Source organism: Streptomyces sp. NPDC049879 (assembly GCF_044461265.1).
GTDB lineage: Bacteria > Actinomycetota > Actinomycetes > Streptomycetales > Streptomycetaceae > Streptomyces.
Genome location: NZ_JBITKT010000007.1, coordinates 55,536 through 72,287 on the forward strand (window position 1 = coordinate 55,536; position 16,752 = coordinate 72,287).

The following is a 16,752-nucleotide window of genomic DNA, read 5'->3' on the forward strand; positions in this document are numbered from 1 at the left end:
GGACCGACAGACCCCGCCGGTACGCCCCACCGGCCCGGCGGGCGCACGACCTCGGCACCATCCCGGACGGCGGCACCCCGCCGCCGTCCGGGCGCACCGCAGGCACGTCTTGAAAGGTCGTCATGCGCACCATCCCCACCGCAGCCACCGTCGCACTCGTGGCAGCGGCGCTGCTGGTCTCCCCCGTCACCTCGGCCGCCCACGAGCAACCGCCCGCAGAGCCCGCGCCCGCCGCCCCCGCGACGACGGACAGCGCGTTCCAGAAGGTCGTCCTCAACGACACGCCGGGCGAGCCCATCGACCTCGCCGTGCTGCCGGACTCCCGCGTCCTGCACACCACGCGCAACGGCCAGGTCTGGCTCAACGACCCGGACACCGGCCTCAACACCCTCGCCGCCGAGCTGGACGTCTACCAGCACGACGAGGAGGGCCTCCAGTCGGTCGCGGTGGACCCGGGCTTCAACGGCGTCACCAACCGCTGGGTCTACCTCTACTACGCGCCGCCGCTCGACACCCCGCTGGACGACCCGGCCACCCCCGGCGTCAACGAGGGCGACGCGCCGGAGACCGGCTCGGCCGAGGACTTCGCGCCGTTCGAGGGCGTCACCCGGCTGTCGCGCTTCCAGCTGCGCGGCGACCGGATCGACCTCGGATCCGAGCAGGAGATCATCGAGGTCGCGGCGGACCGCGGCCTGTGCTGCCACGTCGGCGGCGACATCGCCTTCGACGGCGCCGGCAACCTCTACCTGGCCACCGGCGACGACTCCAACCCGTTCTCCTCCGGCGGGTACGCGCCGATCGACGAACGGGACGGCCGCAACCCGGCGTTCGACGCCCAGCGGACCGCGGCCAACACCAACGACCTGCGCGGCAAGGTGCTGCGCATACGCGTCGGGCGCGACGGCTCGTACACCGTCCCGCGCGGCAACCTGTTCCGGCCGGGGACGCCGGGCGCGCGGCCCGAGATCTACCTGATGGGCCTGCGCAACCCGTTCCGCATCGAGGTCAACCGGGAGAACGGCGACCTGTACGTCGCCGACTACTCGCCCGACGCGGGCAGCCCCAACCCGGACCGCGGGCCGAACGGGCACGGCAAGTGGTTCGTCGCGCGCGCCGCGGGCAACCACGGCTGGCCGTACTGCGTCACACCGGAACTGCCCTACATCGACTACGACTTCGCCACCGGCGCGTCGAGCGGGCCGTTCGACTGCGCGGCGCCCGTCAACGAGTCGCCGCACAACACAGGCCTGACCGAACTGCCGCCCGTCGAGCAGCCCGACGTCTGGTACCCGGGCGTCGCCACCCCCGACTTCCCGGAGCTTGGCACCGGCGGCGTCGCCCCGATGGCGGGACCCGCATACGACTGGAGCCCGCTGACCCTCCTCGACCCGACCCCGGTCGCGTGGCCGCGCTCCCTCGACGGCGTGCCGCTGTTCTACGAGTGGACGCGCGACTACATCAAGGCGTTCCCGCTGGACCGCCGCACGGGCGAGCTGAGCGGCATCCGGGACGTGCTCCCGTCGATGGACTTCGCCGGGATCATCGACATGGAGTTCGGCCCGGACGGCGCGCTGTACGTCTTGGAGTACGGCAAGGGCTACTTCGCCCAGAACGAGGAGGCGATGCTCGCCCGCATCGACCACATCGGCGAGGGCGGCAACCACTCCCCCGTCCCGGCGGCCTCGGCCGACGTGACGGCGGGGCAGGCGCCGCTGACCGTGGCGTTCTCCAGCGAGGGCACCGAGGACGCCGAGGGCGACCGGCTGCGCTACGCCTGGGACTTCGACTCCGACGGCCGCGTCGACTCGCGCAGCGCCAACCCGGCGCACACGTACGAGGAGAACGGCGTCTACCGCGCCAGCCTCCGCGTGACGGACGTGGGCGGCCGGCACCGCGGCCGGTCGGCGTCGGCCGAGGTGGAGATCGTGGTGGGCAACCAGGCGCCGCAGGTCTCGTTCGTCTCCCCGGTGGACGGGCAGGAGTTCTCCTTCGGCGACGCGGTGCAGTTCGAGGTCGCGGTCACCGACGACCAGGAGGTGGACTGCTCGCGCGTCACGGTGACGTACATCCTGGGCCACGACACGCACGGCCACCCGCAGTCGTCGGCCTCCGGCTGCTCCGGCACCATCCAGACCGGCCACCCCGAGGGCCACGAGGGCGAGGACAACCTGTCCGGCGTCTTCAACGCCACCTACACCGACCCGGGCACGGACGGCCTGCCGCCGCTGACCGGCAGCGCAGAGGTGATCCTGACACCGGTCGACTGACCACCACCCCACCCCCCGCGTGCCGCCCGCTACCCCCCAGCGGGCGGCACGCGCACGTCCCTTGTTTCTCCGCCGATCCGATCTGCTTGCCAGTACCCGAAGTCCACGAAACAACCGATGTACCGTACGCCTATTGCCCTCGGCGGCGGTACCGGAACGGCTCCGACTTGCGGAATCCGATGTCGTCGCGGACGATCTCGGTATCCTGGAGCAGCTCCTCAATAGTTCTGGCCGGAACGACACCCCGATGTTCGGCCACCCGCGCTGTGAACGCGTCGGGCAGTGCGGGCGCGTAGTGCCGTACGCAGAGACTTACGCCCTACCCCGGGCGATCACGTCGTGGATCGACTCTCGATAAATGTCATGCACTGCCGCGAATTCAGCTCGCGATACAGACCGATGTACTGCATGCCCACGTTCTTTGCCGAGGCCGCGAAAACTCCTGTCAGTTCAGCGGGCTCGCCGGTAGCCGAGGTCCGCGTAGACGACTTCGGCCGCCGCGATCAGCTCCTCGCGGGCCATTGGCTGCACCACTCCTCCTCGGTCGGCGACGTGAGCCGTGAACTCATCCGGAAGAGCCGGTGCATACAGCCGGACGTAATGACTGAGGTCTTCGCGCCACGTCCATTCACCGTCGGTCAACGGCGACGAACCACCGGGCAGCGCGAACGCACCACCCACGACATCCCGCTCGACACCCATCATGTCAAGGAACGGATGGCCGGACTCCAGGTACCGTACTACCTGCTCGACCGGGTACGCCGCACCCCGCGCAATCGCCTCGTGAATAGAATCGCGGTAGACCCTTGGGTAATAGGGATTCAATTCGCGAAAATAGCCGATGTATCGCACTTCAACACCTTTTTTCGTGTCAGCCGGGCACGATGGGCAGGAAAGTCCGCCAGTAGCCGTCTTCTGCGATTGTCGGTGTCTGCCCTGGGCCAAGCAGCCGATCGGTACCCACGGCGTTCGTGGGAGCCTGGACTGTGACACCCAACTCATTGGCGACCTGTTGGGCGATTCCCGAGGAGTCGGCGCCCGAGTGGCACACCAAGAGACGGACGTCACTTCCATCATAGTTCGGGTTGTTGCGCAGGGCGTCCACGATCTGGCCGCCGTTCACATGGCCTTCCGGCAGATCAAGGAAACCGTCACGGCTGCCGTGGGCGATCACGTCGTGGCGGCCTGCGTTGGCGGCGTTCTGATAGTTGCGCATGGTCGCGCCGTCGTTACCGATGACGGTGGCGGTCTCGCCGTGGGTCACGGGGGAGCCGGAGGGGATGTAGTTGTCCGCGCCGTCCATGTAGTCCATGCCGCTGCCGGGGCGGCAGGGGGCGAGGCCGAGGGGGTCGCTCTGGACGCGGGGGTCGGCCACGTAGGCGACCGGGTTGGGGGCGGGGCGCAGGCCCAGCGGGTCGGGGCTGGTGTAGCGGGCGGTGTCCGGGTCGTAGTGCCGGTTGAGGTTGTAGTGGAGTCCCGTCTCGGGGTCGCAGTACTGGCCGGGGAAGCGGAGCGGGGTGTAGGCGGTGTTGCCCCGTTGCCATGCGGTGGTGCCCCACAGGGTGCGGCGGGCACGCCAGGCGGTGACACCGTCTTCGTCCACCAGTTCCGTGGGGGCGCCGACGAGGTCGGTGACCATGGCGAAGAAGCGCTCGTCCACGACCTCCTGCGGTGCGTCGGCGGCACCCAGGCGTTCCGTCTGGGCGACCGGATGCGGACCGTCGTAGTCCCAGGTCACGGTGACGGGGCCGGGGAAGCCGGGGCCAGTGGTGGTCTGCTCGACGAGCGTGGTTCCGTCCCAGGTGAACGCGGTCCGCTCCACCACCGAGGTGCCGTCGTCGGACAGCCGCTCCTTGGAGGCGCGCCGTCCCAGCGGGTCGTACCCGTACCGCCAGACCGTGCCGTCCGGGGTCGTCACCGAGGTGAGGCGGTCCTCGGCGTCCCAGTCGTAGCGCCACACGTCGGGCTTGCGGGACAGCCGGGTACGGCGACGTTCGGTGACGCGTCCGGCCGCGTCGTAGCTGTACCGGACCGCTCCGGCGTGCAGGAGGCGGTTGCCGTCGTAGGCACGGGTGCCGCGCGCGTCACCGCCCGGGTGGCGGTCGGGCCAGGCGGCGTCCGTCTGGTTGCCTGCCGCGTCGTAGGCGTAGCTCTCGCTCCAGTCGCGGGCGGTGACCTCGGTGACGCGGCCGTTCGCGTCGTGTCCGTAGGCGACGGTGCCACGCGCGCTGTCGGTCATGCCGGTGACGCGGCCGTCCTGGCCGTAGGTCCAGGTGCGGTGGAGGGGCTGCGACATGGCGGCCGTGACCGTCTGCCCGGTGAGCCGCCCGAGGTCGTCCCACTCCTGGGCGATGGTGAGGAAGTCGTCCGTGGTGCGTCCGGCCTGGCGGCCGACCGCGTCGAAGGCGAACGCAACGGTGTGGCCCGCAGTCTCCAGGGCTGTCCTGCGTCCGGCGGCGTCGTAGGCGTAGGTCGTACCGACGCCGGTGGGGGTGACGCGGGCCGCCTTGAGACCGTGCTCGTACCGGTAGGACGAGACGCCCTGCCCGGTCGTCTCGGACAGCACCCGGCCGAGGGCGTCGCGCTCCCACACGATGTCACCGTGCGGTCCCGTGGCCCGGGTCATCAGGCCGGTGCCGTTGTAGGCGTACGTGCTCGCGGGCCCGTCGTCCAGGCGCTTGGCGACGAGCTGGCCGCGCGGGTCGTAGGTGTAGGAGACGGTCTGGCCGGCGGCGTTCGTCCTGGCGGCCATGCGGCCGACGGGGTCACGCCGGTAGGTGATCTCCCTGCCGTCGAAGTCGCGTTCGGCGACGAGGCGTCCGGCGTCGTCGTACGTGTAGTCCCAGGTGAGGCCCCGCGGATCGGTCACGCCCACGAGGCGCAGCGCTTCGTCGTGCGTGAACGCGTACCTGGTGCCGTCCGGCTCGACGCGGGCGCTGAGCAGGTCGAAGTGGGTGTACTCGTACTCCGTGACGGCGCCGCCGGGGGCGGTGTACCGGACGCAGCAACCCTCGCCGTCGTAGTCCCAGCTGCGCGTGGCCCCGTCGGGAGAGGTGGCCCGGGCGACGTGGCCCTCCACCGTCCACTCGGTGCGGCTGGTGCGCCCCGAGGTGTCGGTGAGGGAGACGACGCGGCCGAAGGCGTCGCGTCCCTTGACGACGCGGCCGCCGACCGCGTCGGTCATCTCGACGGGGAGGCCCGCGGCGTCACAGCGGACGCGGGTCGTCGCGCCGCCGGGGAAGGTGATGGCGGCGAGCCGGCCGTGGTCGTCGTAGGTGTACCGGGTCGTGTCGCCGACGGCGTCGGTGACCGACGTGCAGTTGCCGAAGGGGTCGAACTCCCAGTGCCAGGCCGTGCCGTCGCCGTGGACGATGGCGGTCGGGCGTGCGTGCTCGCCATAGGTGTAGCGGGTGGCGGTGCCGTCCGCGTGGGTGACCTCCACGGGCTGGCCGAGGTCGTTCAGGACCAGGCGCGTGGTGTGGCCGAGGGCGTCCGTCCTGGCTGTGAGGTGGTGGTCGGCGTCGTACTCGCTGCGGAAGATGTTGCCCAGGGGGTCGATCTCCGCGACTACCTGGGAGAGGTCGTTGGCGATGAAGCGGCTGACAGCGCCTTGCGCGGTGTTCAGGGTCGTGACGCGGTGACCGGGCCAGTCCGGGTGATCGCCGTCGTAGGCGAGGGTGAGCGCCAGGTGGCCGGCGTCGCCGCCTTCGGCGACGCAGCGGTCCTGGTCGTCGTAGGTGTAGGTGTAGCGGCTGTTCCTGGTGTCGGTCCAGGAGGTGATGCGGAGGCGTTCGTCGTACGTGAAGCGCACGGGGATGTCCGAGGAGTTGATGACCTCGGTGAGGTTCCCGTCCGTGTAGCCGTAGCGCTTGACGACGGTGTCCGGTCCCGCGCCGGATGGATCGGCGAGGGCTAGTTCGGTGACGCGGCCGTCGTCCGTGGTCAGCCGCAGGTGGTAGCCGCCGGAGTGGCGGATGGAGACGGGGGCGCCGGTCTCGTCGTAGGTGAAGTCGATCTGGTGACCGTTCCGGTCCGACACGCGCTGGAGGAGTGCGAAGGTGCCGTCGTCGGGTGGCGAGAACCAGCGGACGTGGCCGGTGGTGGGATCGCTCACCGCGTAGCCGCCGTCCTCGCGGCGGATCAAGGTCCAGCGCGGACCGCGCTGCGGGAGGACCGGTTGCCCCGTCGCGGCGGGATGGGGGTAGACGAGCAGCATGCCGTCCTCGGCGACGAAGACCACGCCCTCGTCGTCCACTTCGAGGCGCTGGTCCACGGTGGACGACCATGTGGGGCCGAACCAGCGCCCGGTGCCGTAGCCGGACTCCGCGCGGCGTGTGAACGCGAGGGGCAGGGTGCCGGGCAGGACGATGTCGGTCTGCGGCAGGTACATCCGCCCTGTGGCCATGTCCACCGGGTCGGTGCCACCGCTGCGGACGACATTGCGCATGCGGTCGTAGGCGCCGTGGGCGGCGTCGCTCACGGTCCGGCGGGCGCTGCGGGCCACGCCGCGTGCGCCTTGGGCCATGCCGCGCAGGCCGACGCGGCCGAGGCCCCGGATTCCGGCGGCGAGGCCGCCGAGGGTGGTGAGGCCTTTCATGCCGGGGATGCAGTCGAGTGCGGCGAAGGCGACGTCGAGCAGTCCAGCTTCGCCGCGTGCGTATTTGATCAGGGTGTCGGCGAGGACGACGAGTGCGGCGGCGAGGACGACCCAGGCCAGAGGGCCGCCGATAATCATCACGACGACGCCGAGGACCGCGACGACGATCTTGCAGACCTCGACTATCGTGTCCCAGTTCTCCGTGACCCAATGGACGGCCTTCTGCCACCACTTGCGGTTCTGGATACCGGCGTCGGACGCCTCGTCGATGTCGCGGGCAGCCTGGCGTGCGGCTTCCTCACGCATCTCCTTCGCCTGGCGCGCCAACTCCCGGGCCGCGTCCAGACTTTCCTGCGCCGTGTCCACACGGGCCTGGGCTGCCTCCCGCGCCTCGTTCGCAGCCTGGCGGTCACGGGTCGCGGCCCGCACCTCCGCCTCGTCCGGCGCGGGAGCGTTGTCCCGTTCCCCCTCCCGCTGAAGCCGCTCCGCCTCGTCCCCCGCCCTGCCGACCCAGTCCTGTGCACTGCTCAACGAACCCTGCGCGGACGTCAGATCAGCCTGCGCCGCGATGGCCCGGTCCAGCGCACGGTCCGCCTGTCCCTGCGCCGTCTGCAACTTGGGCCAGTACGTCTGCAACGCCTGCGCACACAGGTCATAGGAGTCCCGCAGCTTCTCCAAATTGCCCGGCACGCCGTCGAACTCGGACCGGAACGCCTCGGCGGACAACCCCGCCCAGTCCTGCACCGCCCGATCAGAGGCCAGCCCCCGGACTTTGCCCAGCGCCTCCGCCACATCATCGGAGAACGTCTGCAACTCGTCGGCCAGCCCGCGAACTTCTTCCGGGTCCCCCGGCGTCGGGTCCGAGTCCATGCCCACCGGTGACCAATCAGAAGGACGTGCCATACCGCCGTGCTCCCCCGAACCCGTTGACGTGCGAGCCGCGCCCTGACAGTCAGTGGCTCGTCCTGTTCCCCGAGTAAGAACGCCGAGAGGACGGAGGTGGTTCCTGTGCCGAAGAGTCAGGGGAGGGTGGTGCTGTGCGGGTGGGATTGCCGCCGACGGCTTCGAGGCCGTCTTCGTACCGACGGAGCCGGCCTGGTGACTCCATGCTCCGGCCGACAGCGCTCCCTCTAAAACAGCGAGTTCGCGTCCTCTCCAAGCGACGAAGTGCCCGGGAAAGCGCAGGTTCGCCGGGTGGTCACCTCTTGCGTGATGACGGCGACTTCATTCCCTCGAACACCTCGCGCAAGTCCGGGGCTTCAGGGAGTTGTCGATGCTCGACCGCCTTGACGACTTCAAGGGCGCGCCAGTGGTTGGACGGCACGACACGGCCGGACAGTATCGCCTTCTGCGCCGCGTCACACGCCTCGTCCAGCCGGTCACCGGCAAGCAAGGTGAGGGCCAGATCGATACTGGCTGATGCGACCCGGCGGGGCCATGTACGGAAATCGTTGCCCGGTGAGAGTCGGGCGATGATTTCCCTGGCGTACCCCTCGGCAGCTCTGTCACCGATCCACGCCAGTGTCGTGGCCGTATAGGCCACCGCTTTCTCCGGGTCGTACTGGTAGTGATGCTCCGGTCGTCGGATCATGTCCACGGACACGGCCATGTTCTGAACCCGATCGACGGCCGTTCGCGTTTCCCGTGTCTGCCCGAGCCTGGCGCGCGCTCGGCCTTCCTGCGCTGTCGCCTGCACGGCGACCGAACTTCCGCTCGGGGCCACCGACTGCGCGCGCAGGGAAAGCTCCAGCGCTCGTGCGTAGTCACCGTCGGTCAGTACGCGCCAGGCTTCCGTCTCGTAGCACCAGGACTCGATCTCGGCGTGGTCCGCGTGCCGCGCGAGTGACCCGGCTGTCCTCAGTCTTGCCGTGGCGGCGTGCGGCTGATCGAGGTCGATGTGCAAAGTGGCGCCGAACAGCGAGAACCAGCCGCCCACGACAAGCAGACGTCGGTGCTCTCGCAGCGTCTTGGGCGCGTCCAGAAGCCTGCCGACATACGCGGTGTGCGTGCGTACTCGTTCCAGCAACTCCTGCGGCGGGCTGGTGGGGTAGGCCGTTGCCAATTCCTCGAATACGCGCTCAAGGCGGCACAGCGTCTCGTTGCCGACATCACTCGCCTCCACCCGTCGCACCAGTTCCATCGCTTCCAGTTCGTCACCGGAGTCCGGAAGTGATGTGCTCGACCACTGGCCGGTGCCTGTGGCTTCAGGCGCTTCGCCGGTGAGCAGAAGGCCCAGTTGATCGGCGGTGACACCGAGGAGTTCCGCGATCTTCGGGCGTTGTACGGGCTGCGGCTCTCCTTCGCCGCGCTCCCAGCGCTGGACAGTGGTGCGATCGACGCCCAACGCGTGTGCGAATGCTTCCTGGGTGAAGCCGCGCGACTTCCGTTGTCGTGTGAATGTCGATCGCCTGGCGGCCATGGCGTCCTCCGCAACGACGGTTTGCCCTGGTCAAGTTACCTGATGCAGCACCCGCGCAGCGAAAATACCGCCTTTTCGCAGTGGTCCCGCGCCAGGCCGACCAGCGAGCCTCGGAGACGACCGGCCGACTGCCACGCGCCGGGGGCTCAGGCCATCTCGAGAAAGGCGGAAGCCGTGCAAGAGGCTGACGAGGAACGCGACGACGGGGCGCTGTCCGGATGCCATCCCGGGCAGCTCGTGCGGGATGGTGAGGGGCGGACTGGGCAGCTGATGGATGAAGTGGGTGGGCGGCTGTTCCTGCGTCCGCCGGGGGGTGGGCGGGAGTGGTCGGTGGACCCGGCCGAGGTGGAGCCGGTTCCCGAGCCGAGTGCCGCCGACGCGCTGCGGGTCCGGCTCCGTGAGGTCAACGTCCGCAGTCGGCGCGGCCGTTTGGGGGACGCCAGTGGGTGAGCCCCGGCACCGCCGCAGCAGGCGCCGACGCGCCGGTGATGTCCTCTGGAGCTGCGCCAGTCGTCTGGCCTCGTGGGAGGGGCTGGTCCTGTTCATCGGCGCCGTGGCTCTCGCGTGCTTCCTCGCCGAGATGACGGTTCGGCTCCGGTGAGCGCGCCGATGCAGTCGGAGGGACTGACATGGTGAGCAGCAGGACGCAGATGCACCGCGCGCTGCGGGCCCGCGCCGAGGAGGCGAAGAACGAGGTGATCGCCGCCTATGAGAGCGGCGAGAGCCTCAACAGCCTCCGGTTCCGGCTCGGCGTCTCCTCCACCTGGCTCACCCGGATGTTCGGGGAGTGGGGTGTGCCGATTAGGGGGCAGCGTGAGGCGTTCGATGTGATGCGTGCCCGTCGGGAGAGGTCAGGTCAGGGGAGGGTGATGCCGTTCTCGTAGACCCATTCGCCTTTGTGGCGGGTGAAGGTGCTGTTCTCGTGGAGTGTGCCGGGGCCTGTTGTCGTGCGGTAGTGCGCGCGGAATGTCACCGTGCCGGTTGTGTGGAATGCCGTGCCTTCGGTGGTGGCCAGGATTTCCAGTGCTGTCCAGCGTGTGGTCGCGTCGAGGTCGAGTGTGGCGGGGCGTGTGTGGGGGTGCCAGGTGCGTAGGAGGTAGGCCGTGTCGCGGTGTGCGAAGGCGCTGTAGCGCGAGCGCATCAGTGCCTCGGCTGTCGGGGCCGTGGCGTCGCCCCTGTGCAGGCGGCCGCAGCATGACGCGTATGCCTCGGGGCCGCCGCAGGGGCAGGGGGTGGGCGGCTGGGGGCGGCGGGGGGTGCGTCGGGCCATGGTGACCATTGTGCCGGGCGGGGCGGGGGCGTACCGGGGGCGCTTGTCGCCGCATGCCCCATCTGGCAGCAACCGGACTGCGGAGCCTGCAACTTGAGGACGCGATCGGCCCTGCGCCGCAAGGGTCGACGCGGGTAGCGTCGGTGTCCTCGGCGGATTCCCGGCTCCACGCAGCGCCGCAGGAGGATGACGGATGACCGTACGGTTCCAGCTCCTCGGGCCGCTGAGCATCACGGACGGAACGGACACCGTGGTGCTCCAGCCGTCCAAGCCGACCAACCTGCTGGCCGCGCTGCTCCTGCGCTCCGGCACCATCGTGTCCGCCGGCTACCTCCAGCGGATGGTCTGGGGCGACGAGCAGCCCGTGACCGCCCGCGCGTCGCTCCAGACGTGCGTGCTGCGGCTGCGGCGGCTGTTCGCCAGGCACGCGGTGCTCGGCACGCCGATCGAGGCGGTGCCTGGCGGTTACCGGATCAGCGCCGACGCGCGTTCCCTCGACCTCGTGGACTTCCGCGAGCGCGCCAGGACGGCCGCCGCCACGGGCGCGGGTCCCGAGGCCGAACTGGCCGTGCTGCGCGGCGCGCTGGGGCTGTGGCAGGGCTCGCTGCTGGCCAACGTGCGCTCCGAGCTGATGCACCGCGACGAGGTGCCCCGGCTGCTGGAGGAACGGCTGCGCGTGGTCGAGCGCGTCTGCGACCTGTACCTGGCGCTCGGGCACTGCGGCCAGGCGCTCGTGGAGCTGTGGGGCATCACGCGGGCGCACCCCGGGCACGGCCGGTTCAGGGAACAGCTGATCGAGGCGCTGTACCGGACGGGGCGGCAGACGGAGGCGCTGGCGGAGTACCGGCGGTTCAAGGGGTTCCTGCTGGAGTCGCTGGGCGTCGATCCGTCGCCGGGGCTGCAGAAGCTGGAGCTGGCGATCCTGCGGGGAGATGATCTCGGGCCGGAGGCACGCCCGGTGATCGCCGCGCTGCCCGCCGCGCCGGAGCCGGAGCCCGAGGCCGCGCCCGTGTCCGAGGGGCCGCCGCCGGTGCCGTGGTTCACCGGCAGGGAGGCCGAAGTGGCCGCGCTGGCCCAGCGGTTGGGCGGGGCGGCGGACGTGTCCGCCGGGCCGGTGACGGAGCTGGTGTGCGGGGCGCCCGGCATCGGCAAGACGGCGCTGGCGCAGCAGGTGGCGCACCTGCTGCGGGACCGGTTCCCCGGCGGCCGCCTGCTGCTGCGCATGACGGACGCCGACGGCGTGCCGCGCCCGCCCGCCGAGACGGCGGCCGAGGCCGCCGCACTCCTGCCCGCGTTCGGCCGGGAGGGGAGCCCGCGCGCGCTGCTGGTGCTCGACGACGTGACGGACGCGGAGCAGGCGCGTCCGCTGCTGCCCGCCACGGGCGGTGACGCGGTGGTCGTCACGAGCAGGCTCGGTCTCGCCGGGCTCGTCGCGACGCACGGCGGGCGGGTGCAGCGGCTGGACGCGTTCACGCCGCGCGAGTCGGCCGACCTGCTGGGCGCCGTGCTCGGCGCGGAGCGCGTGGCGGCCGGGGCGGGCGAGACGGCCGCGCTGGCCGCCGCCTGCGGCCACCACCCGCTGGCGCTGGTGATCGCGGCGGCGCGGCTGCTGACGCGGCCCGCCCTCGGCCTGGCGGACGGCGTGCGGTGGATCGCCGCCGACCCGCTGTCCCGGCTCGCCCTGAACGACGACCCGCGCATGTCCGTACCGCGCGTGCTGCGGGGCGCGCTCGACCGGCTCGACCCGGCGCTCGCGGACGCGTTCCTGGCGGTCGGCGGGCTGCCGTCCGCCCGCTTCGGCCCGGCCGACGCCGCCCGCCTGCTGGGGCTGCCGGAGGCGGAGGCCGACCGCCTGATGGAGCGGCTGGTGGACGCGGGGCTGCTGGAGGACGGCCCGCCGGGCCCGTACCGCGTCCACGGACTGCTGCGCCTGTACGCCCGCCCCGCCGGCCACGGCCGGTTCCGACCGAGACAGAAGGTGTGACGAGGATGGCGACACCGTTCGACGAACTGGCCGGGGTCCGTCCGCGCATCCGGCGCGACGTGCTGTTCACGCGGACACCCGGCGGGGTGCTGTTCCACAACGCGGACGGCGGCTTCCACCTGGCGGGACGGAACGCGTACCGCTTCGCGACGCTGGTCGTGCCGCACCTGGACGGCTCGCGGCCGCTCGCGGACATCTGCGCGGGCCTCGGGGAGCAGCAGCGCGCGATGGTCGCGAAGCTGGTGGAGTCGCTGGTGGAACGGGACTTCGCGCGTGACACCGTGCCGTCGGGCGACGCGGGACTGCCGGAGGCGGTGCGGGAACGGTTCGCCGCGCAGATCGCATATGTGGACCACTACACGGACGACGCGGCGGCACGTTTCCTGCGCTTCCGCGAGACGTCGGTGGCGGTGCTCGGCGAGGGGGACGTGGCGGCCTGGTGCGCGCTGAGCCTGGTGCGCAACGGGTGCGCGGCCGTCGCCGTGGAGTCGCCCGCCCCGGCCGCCGAGGCGGAGGCGGCGGAACTGGACGGCGCGGGCTGCCCTGTACGGCTGACGGCGGCGCCGGGCGACGACGGCCTCGGGGCGTACGACGTCGTGGTGGTGGCGGGCGCCGACGCGCTGGCCCGTACGCGGCGGCTGCTGGACGCGGGCCCGCCGCCCGGTCAACTGGTCCTGCCCGTCTGGACGTTCGGTGAGCGGGCGGTCGTCGGGCCGCGCGGCTCGGCGGACAGCAGGGGGTGCGTGTCCTGCGCCCTGCTGCGCTTCGGCGCGGGCCTCGACGCCGCGACGGCGGCCGGGCTGTGGAGCGAACTGGCGGGCGGGGCACGCCCGTCGGGCGGCGCGCCGGGCGGGCCGCTGACCGGCCCGGTCGCCGCGATGCTCGGCAACCTGCTGAGCTACGAGATCTTCCGCACCGTGACCGGCGCCCTGCCCGCCGAGACCGAGGGGCAGGTCCTCGTGCAGGACCTCGACTCGCTCGACGTCACGGCCGAGCCGCTGCGCCCGCACCCCCGCTGCCGCCGGTGCGCGCCCGCCGCCGCGCCGGAGGACGGGCTGCCGGACGGGCTGGCCGTCGCGCGGACGACGACGGTCGGGTCGGCGCGGGACGCCGAGGAGCTGGTGGAGGAGCTGAACCGGCTGAGCACCGCGCTGGTGCGCCCGCACGCCGGGGTGTTCACCCGCTGGGACGACGAGACGCTGACGCAGACGCCGCTCAAGGCGGCCCGGGTCGCGCTGCCGCTCGGCACCGGCGGGACGCGGCTCGTCACCGCGTTCGACGTGCACCATCTCGCCGGGGCGCGCAGGCGCGCGCTGCGGGCCGCCGCGCTCGCGTACGTCGACCACGTGGTGCCCGCCGACGTCCTGCCCGGCGGCCCCGGGGAACTGCCGGTGGTACGCCCCGAGACGCTGACCGTCGGCAACGGCTCCCGTGCGGTGGCCTCCTGGACCGCCGTCACGTCGCTGCTGACGAAGGAGCAGTCCGCCGCGCCCACGGCGGCCGTGTGGCCCGCCGGACCGTACAACCGCGACCTGGCCGTCCAGCGCGGCCCGGCGGGCGCCGGGGCCGGGGAGACCCCGCAGGAGGCGGCGGGCCACGCGCTGCTCGCCGCGCTGGCGCACGACGCGCTGCTGCGGGCGGTCGGGGGGACGACGACCGTACGGCCCGTGCAGCCGCCGCGCGACGACGACGCGGAGCTGGTGTTCCTGCACCGCACGGCCGGGACGCTCGGCGTGCGGGTGGAGCTGCTCGACCTGGGCGAGGACGCCCGCTCCGGCGCCCACGCGGTGCTGGCGCGGAGCACGGCGGACGACGGGGGCGGCGAGGGCGGCGCCGGGTGGGCCGTCGCCTGCGACCTGACGGCCGGGGCCGCCGCGACCGCCGCGCTGCGCGACCTGCTGGGCGCGGTCCAGGTGGCCGCCGAGACGGGCGCGCCGCCCGACACCGGCGACCCGCTGCTGCCCGAGTTGGCCCCCGGCGCGATCGCCGTCACGGCACCGGCGGGACCGGCCGCGCCCGAGGCGACGTTCCCCGCGCTGCTCGACCGGCTGCGCGCGGCGGGGCGGGACGTGCTGTACGCCGACACCACACCCGCCGACCTCCGCGCGGGCGGCCTGCGTACAGCCCGCGTGCTGCTCACGATGGGAGACGCCCGTGCTGACAGCTGAGGCGGCACCCGGCGCGATCGCCGTCACGGCACTGGCCGACGTGTTCCGTCCCCGTCCTGCTCATGAGGGGAGACGCCCGTGCTGACGGCTGACGAGGTGCAGGTCGACGACCCGGTGGCCGGGCTGTGCGGCGCGCTGTCCGCGCTGATCGGCCGGGCGCTGGGCGGCGCGCGGCCCGTGGATGTCGCGCCGCTCGGGACGCGCGACGCGTTCGCCGGGCCGGTCGGGGCCGCGGGCGGTGTCCCCGTGCGGGTGTACGGGCGGCACGCCGTCGTCGGCCCGCTGCCCGGGGCGGACGGCGGGCAGCCGTGCGCGCACTGCCTCGAACGCCGCTGGCAGGCCGTCCGCTCGGTCGCGCTGCGCGAGGCGCTCGAACTCGGCGGCGGCACCCGCGCGGCGGGCACACCCCCGTACGCCACCCCCTTCGCCGCCGACGCGCTGGCCGCCGTCATCGCCGCGCGGACGGCGGGCGACGGGCCCCGCGCGGCGGTGCACCTCGTGGACCTCGCCGCCCTCACCGTCCGCCGCTACCCGCTGCTGCCCGACCCGGAGTGCCCGCGCTGCGGCCGTGCCGAGCGGGACACCGCCGAGGCCGCCGCCCTGGTGCTCGACCCGGCGCCGAAGCACCGGCCGGGCTCGTTCCGCGTGCGCGACATCGCGGACTACGACCTGCCGACCGACGCGTACGCCAACCCCGTCTGCGGCGCGCTCGGCCCGTCGGTGGTCTACGACGTGTCGTCCACGTCCACCTCGGCGACCATCGGCTGCTTCTCGCTGCGGTCGGGCGACTACCTGCGCGAGACGTTCTGGGGCGGGCACGCCGACACGTTCGCCGACAGCGTGCGCATCGGCATCCTGGAGGGCCTGGAGCGCTACGCCGGGATGCGCCCGCGCGCCCGTTCCGCCGCCGTGCGCGCCAGCCTCGACGCGCTGACGGCGGACGGCACGGCCCCCGAGGGCATCGTGGACCCGCGCCGCTGTGGCCTCTACTCCCCCGACTTCCACCGCGCGAACCCGCACATCCCGCCGTTCACCACCGACCGCGAGATCCCCTGGGTGTGGGGCTGGTCGCTGGGGAACGAACGCCCGGTCCTCGTCCCCGAAGTGCTGACGTACTACCACACGCCGGGCCTCGCGGGCCGCTTCGTGCAGGAGAGCTCCAACGGCTGCGCCTCCGGCGGCTCGCTCGCCGAGGCCGTGTACTTCGGGCTGATGGAGGTGATCGAGCGCGACGCGTTCCTCCTCGCCTGGTACGGGCGCGCGGCGCTGCCGGAGATCGACCCGGCGAGCAGCGCGCGGCCCGCGACGCGGCAGATGGTGGACCGGCTGGCGATGTACGGGTACGAGGCGCGGTTCTTCGACACGGCGCTGACGTTCCCGGTGCCCGTGGTGACGGGTGTCGCGGTGCGGCACGACGGCGGGCTCGGGCGGATGTGCTTCGGCGCGGGCGCCGGGCTCGACCCGGAGGCGGCGCTGGCGTCCGCGCTGTGCGAGATCGCCACCGACGCGGTGAACCTGCCCGGCCGCACCGAGCGCGAGGAGGGGCGGCTGCGCGCGATGGCCGCCGACTTCGGCAAGGTCGCCGCGCTGCACGACCACCCGCTCGTGTACGGCGTCCCGGAGATGGGCGTCCACGCCGACTTCCTGCTCGGCGCGCCCGGCGCGCCCCGGCCGCCCCGGCACGGGCTGGCGGAACGGTTCGGCGGCGGCCGGACGCTGCCGCCCGCCGACGACCTGCGGGCGGACGTGCGCGCGTGCGTCGCGGCGGTGACGGGGGCCGGGTACGACGTGGTGGTCGTCGACCAGACGACGCCGCAGCAGCGCGCGCTCGGCCTGGCGACGGTCGGCGTGCTGGTCCCGGGGCTGCTGCCCATCGACTTCGGCTGGTCGCGGCAGCGCGCGCTCGGCATGCCGAGGATGCGCACCGGGCTGCGGGAGGCCGGGCTGCGCGACCGCGACCTGGAGCCGGCCGACCTCAACCCGGCGCCGCACCCGTTCCCCTGACCCGCCCGCGACCCCGACCGAGCACGACGGCGTACGAGAAGGA

Annotated in this window: 9 protein-coding genes; 5 read left to right on the top strand and 4 right to left on the bottom strand. The window is 72.6% G+C overall.

Annotated features, from left to right (window positions below):
• The first annotated feature begins 122 nt into the window (after window positions 1-122).
• Window positions 123-2,267: a PQQ-dependent sugar dehydrogenase gene (locus ACIBPC_RS23455; RefSeq protein WP_398847264.1), complete on the top strand. Its 2,145-nt coding sequence runs from the start codon at window positions 123-125 to the stop codon at window positions 2,265-2,267.
• Window positions 2,268-2,717: 450 nt separating this feature from the next.
• Here ACIBPC_RS23455 and ACIBPC_RS23460 read toward each other — a convergent pair whose 3' ends face one another.
• The 3 genes from ACIBPC_RS23460 to ACIBPC_RS23470 all read right to left on the bottom strand — a co-directional run bounded on the left by ACIBPC_RS23460 (window position 2,718) and on the right by ACIBPC_RS23470 (window position 9,283).
• Window positions 2,718-3,119: a hypothetical protein gene (locus ACIBPC_RS23460; RefSeq protein WP_398847265.1), complete on the bottom strand. Its 402-nt coding sequence runs from the start codon at window positions 3,117-3,119 to the stop codon at window positions 2,718-2,720.
• Window positions 3,120-3,138: 19 nt separating this feature from the next.
• On the bottom strand, window positions 3,139-7,734 hold the full coding sequence (locus ACIBPC_RS23465; RefSeq protein ID WP_398847267.1) for a DUF6531 domain-containing protein: 4,596 nt from the start codon (window positions 7,732-7,734) through the stop codon (window positions 3,139-3,141).
• 328 nt (window positions 7,735-8,062) lie between these two features.
• The gene (locus tag ACIBPC_RS23470) at window positions 8,063-9,283 is read right to left on the bottom strand and encodes a helix-turn-helix transcriptional regulator (protein ID WP_398847269.1); all 1,221 of its coding nucleotides are present in this window, start codon (window positions 9,281-9,283) and stop codon (window positions 8,063-8,065) included.
• Between the two features lie 629 nt (window positions 9,284-9,912).
• On the opposite strand from ACIBPC_RS23470, the gene ACIBPC_RS23475 reads away from it, so the two are divergent.
• On the top strand, window positions 9,913-10,167 hold the full coding sequence (locus ACIBPC_RS23475; RefSeq protein ID WP_398847270.1) for a hypothetical protein: 255 nt from the start codon (window positions 9,913-9,915) through the stop codon (window positions 10,165-10,167).
• Here the strand turns inward: ACIBPC_RS23475 and ACIBPC_RS23480 are convergent.
• The gene (locus ACIBPC_RS23480) at window positions 10,140-10,553 is read right to left on the bottom strand and encodes a YchJ family protein (protein WP_398847272.1); all 414 of its coding nucleotides are present in this window, start codon (window positions 10,551-10,553) and stop codon (window positions 10,140-10,142) included. The genes ACIBPC_RS23475 and ACIBPC_RS23480 overlap by 28 nt on opposite strands.
• A 193-nt stretch (window positions 10,554-10,746) precedes the next feature.
• Here ACIBPC_RS23480 and ACIBPC_RS23485 point away from each other — a divergent pair, with 193 nt between their 5' ends.
• From ACIBPC_RS23485 to ACIBPC_RS23495, 3 genes are all read left to right on the top strand, one after another.
• On the top strand, window positions 10,747-12,537 hold the full coding sequence (locus tag ACIBPC_RS23485; protein ID WP_398847273.1) for a BTAD domain-containing putative transcriptional regulator: 1,791 nt from the start codon (window positions 10,747-10,749) through the stop codon (window positions 12,535-12,537).
• 5 nt (window positions 12,538-12,542) lie between these two features.
• A complete protein-coding gene (locus ACIBPC_RS23490; RefSeq protein ID WP_398847275.1) occupies window positions 12,543-14,705 on the top strand; it encodes a TOMM precursor leader peptide-binding protein in 2,163 nt (720 codons plus the stop codon).
• Window positions 14,706-14,783: 78 nt separating this feature from the next.
• Window positions 14,784-16,709, top strand: a complete 1,926-nt coding sequence (locus ACIBPC_RS23495; RefSeq protein WP_398847277.1) for a TOMM precursor leader peptide-binding protein — start codon at window positions 14,784-14,786, stop codon at window positions 16,707-16,709.
• Window positions 16,710-16,752 lie beyond the last annotated feature (43 nt).

Bases quoted from the DNA above. Each gene is read 5' to 3' on its own strand.
- ACIBPC_RS23480 (WP_398847272.1), bottom strand. From the start codon at position 10,553: ATGGCCCGACGCACCCCCCGCCGCCCCCAGCCGCCCACCCCCTGCCCC.
- ACIBPC_RS23490 (WP_398847275.1), top strand. From the start codon at position 12,543: ATGGCGACACCGTTCGACGAACTGGCCGGGGTCCGTCCGCGCATCCGG.
- ACIBPC_RS23465 (WP_398847267.1), bottom strand. From the start codon at position 7,734: ATGGACTCGGACCCGACGCCGGGGGACCCGGAAGAAGTTCGCGGGCTG.
- ACIBPC_RS23475 (WP_398847270.1), top strand. From the start codon at position 9,913: ATGGTGAGCAGCAGGACGCAGATGCACCGCGCGCTGCGGGCCCGCGCC.
- ACIBPC_RS23455 (WP_398847264.1), top strand. From the start codon at position 123: ATGCGCACCATCCCCACCGCAGCCACCGTCGCACTCGTGGCAGCGGCG.
- ACIBPC_RS23470 (WP_398847269.1), bottom strand. From the start codon at position 9,283: ATGGCCGCCAGGCGATCGACATTCACACGACAACGGAAGTCGCGCGGC.
- ACIBPC_RS23485 (WP_398847273.1), top strand. From the start codon at position 10,747: ATGACCGTACGGTTCCAGCTCCTCGGGCCGCTGAGCATCACGGACGGA.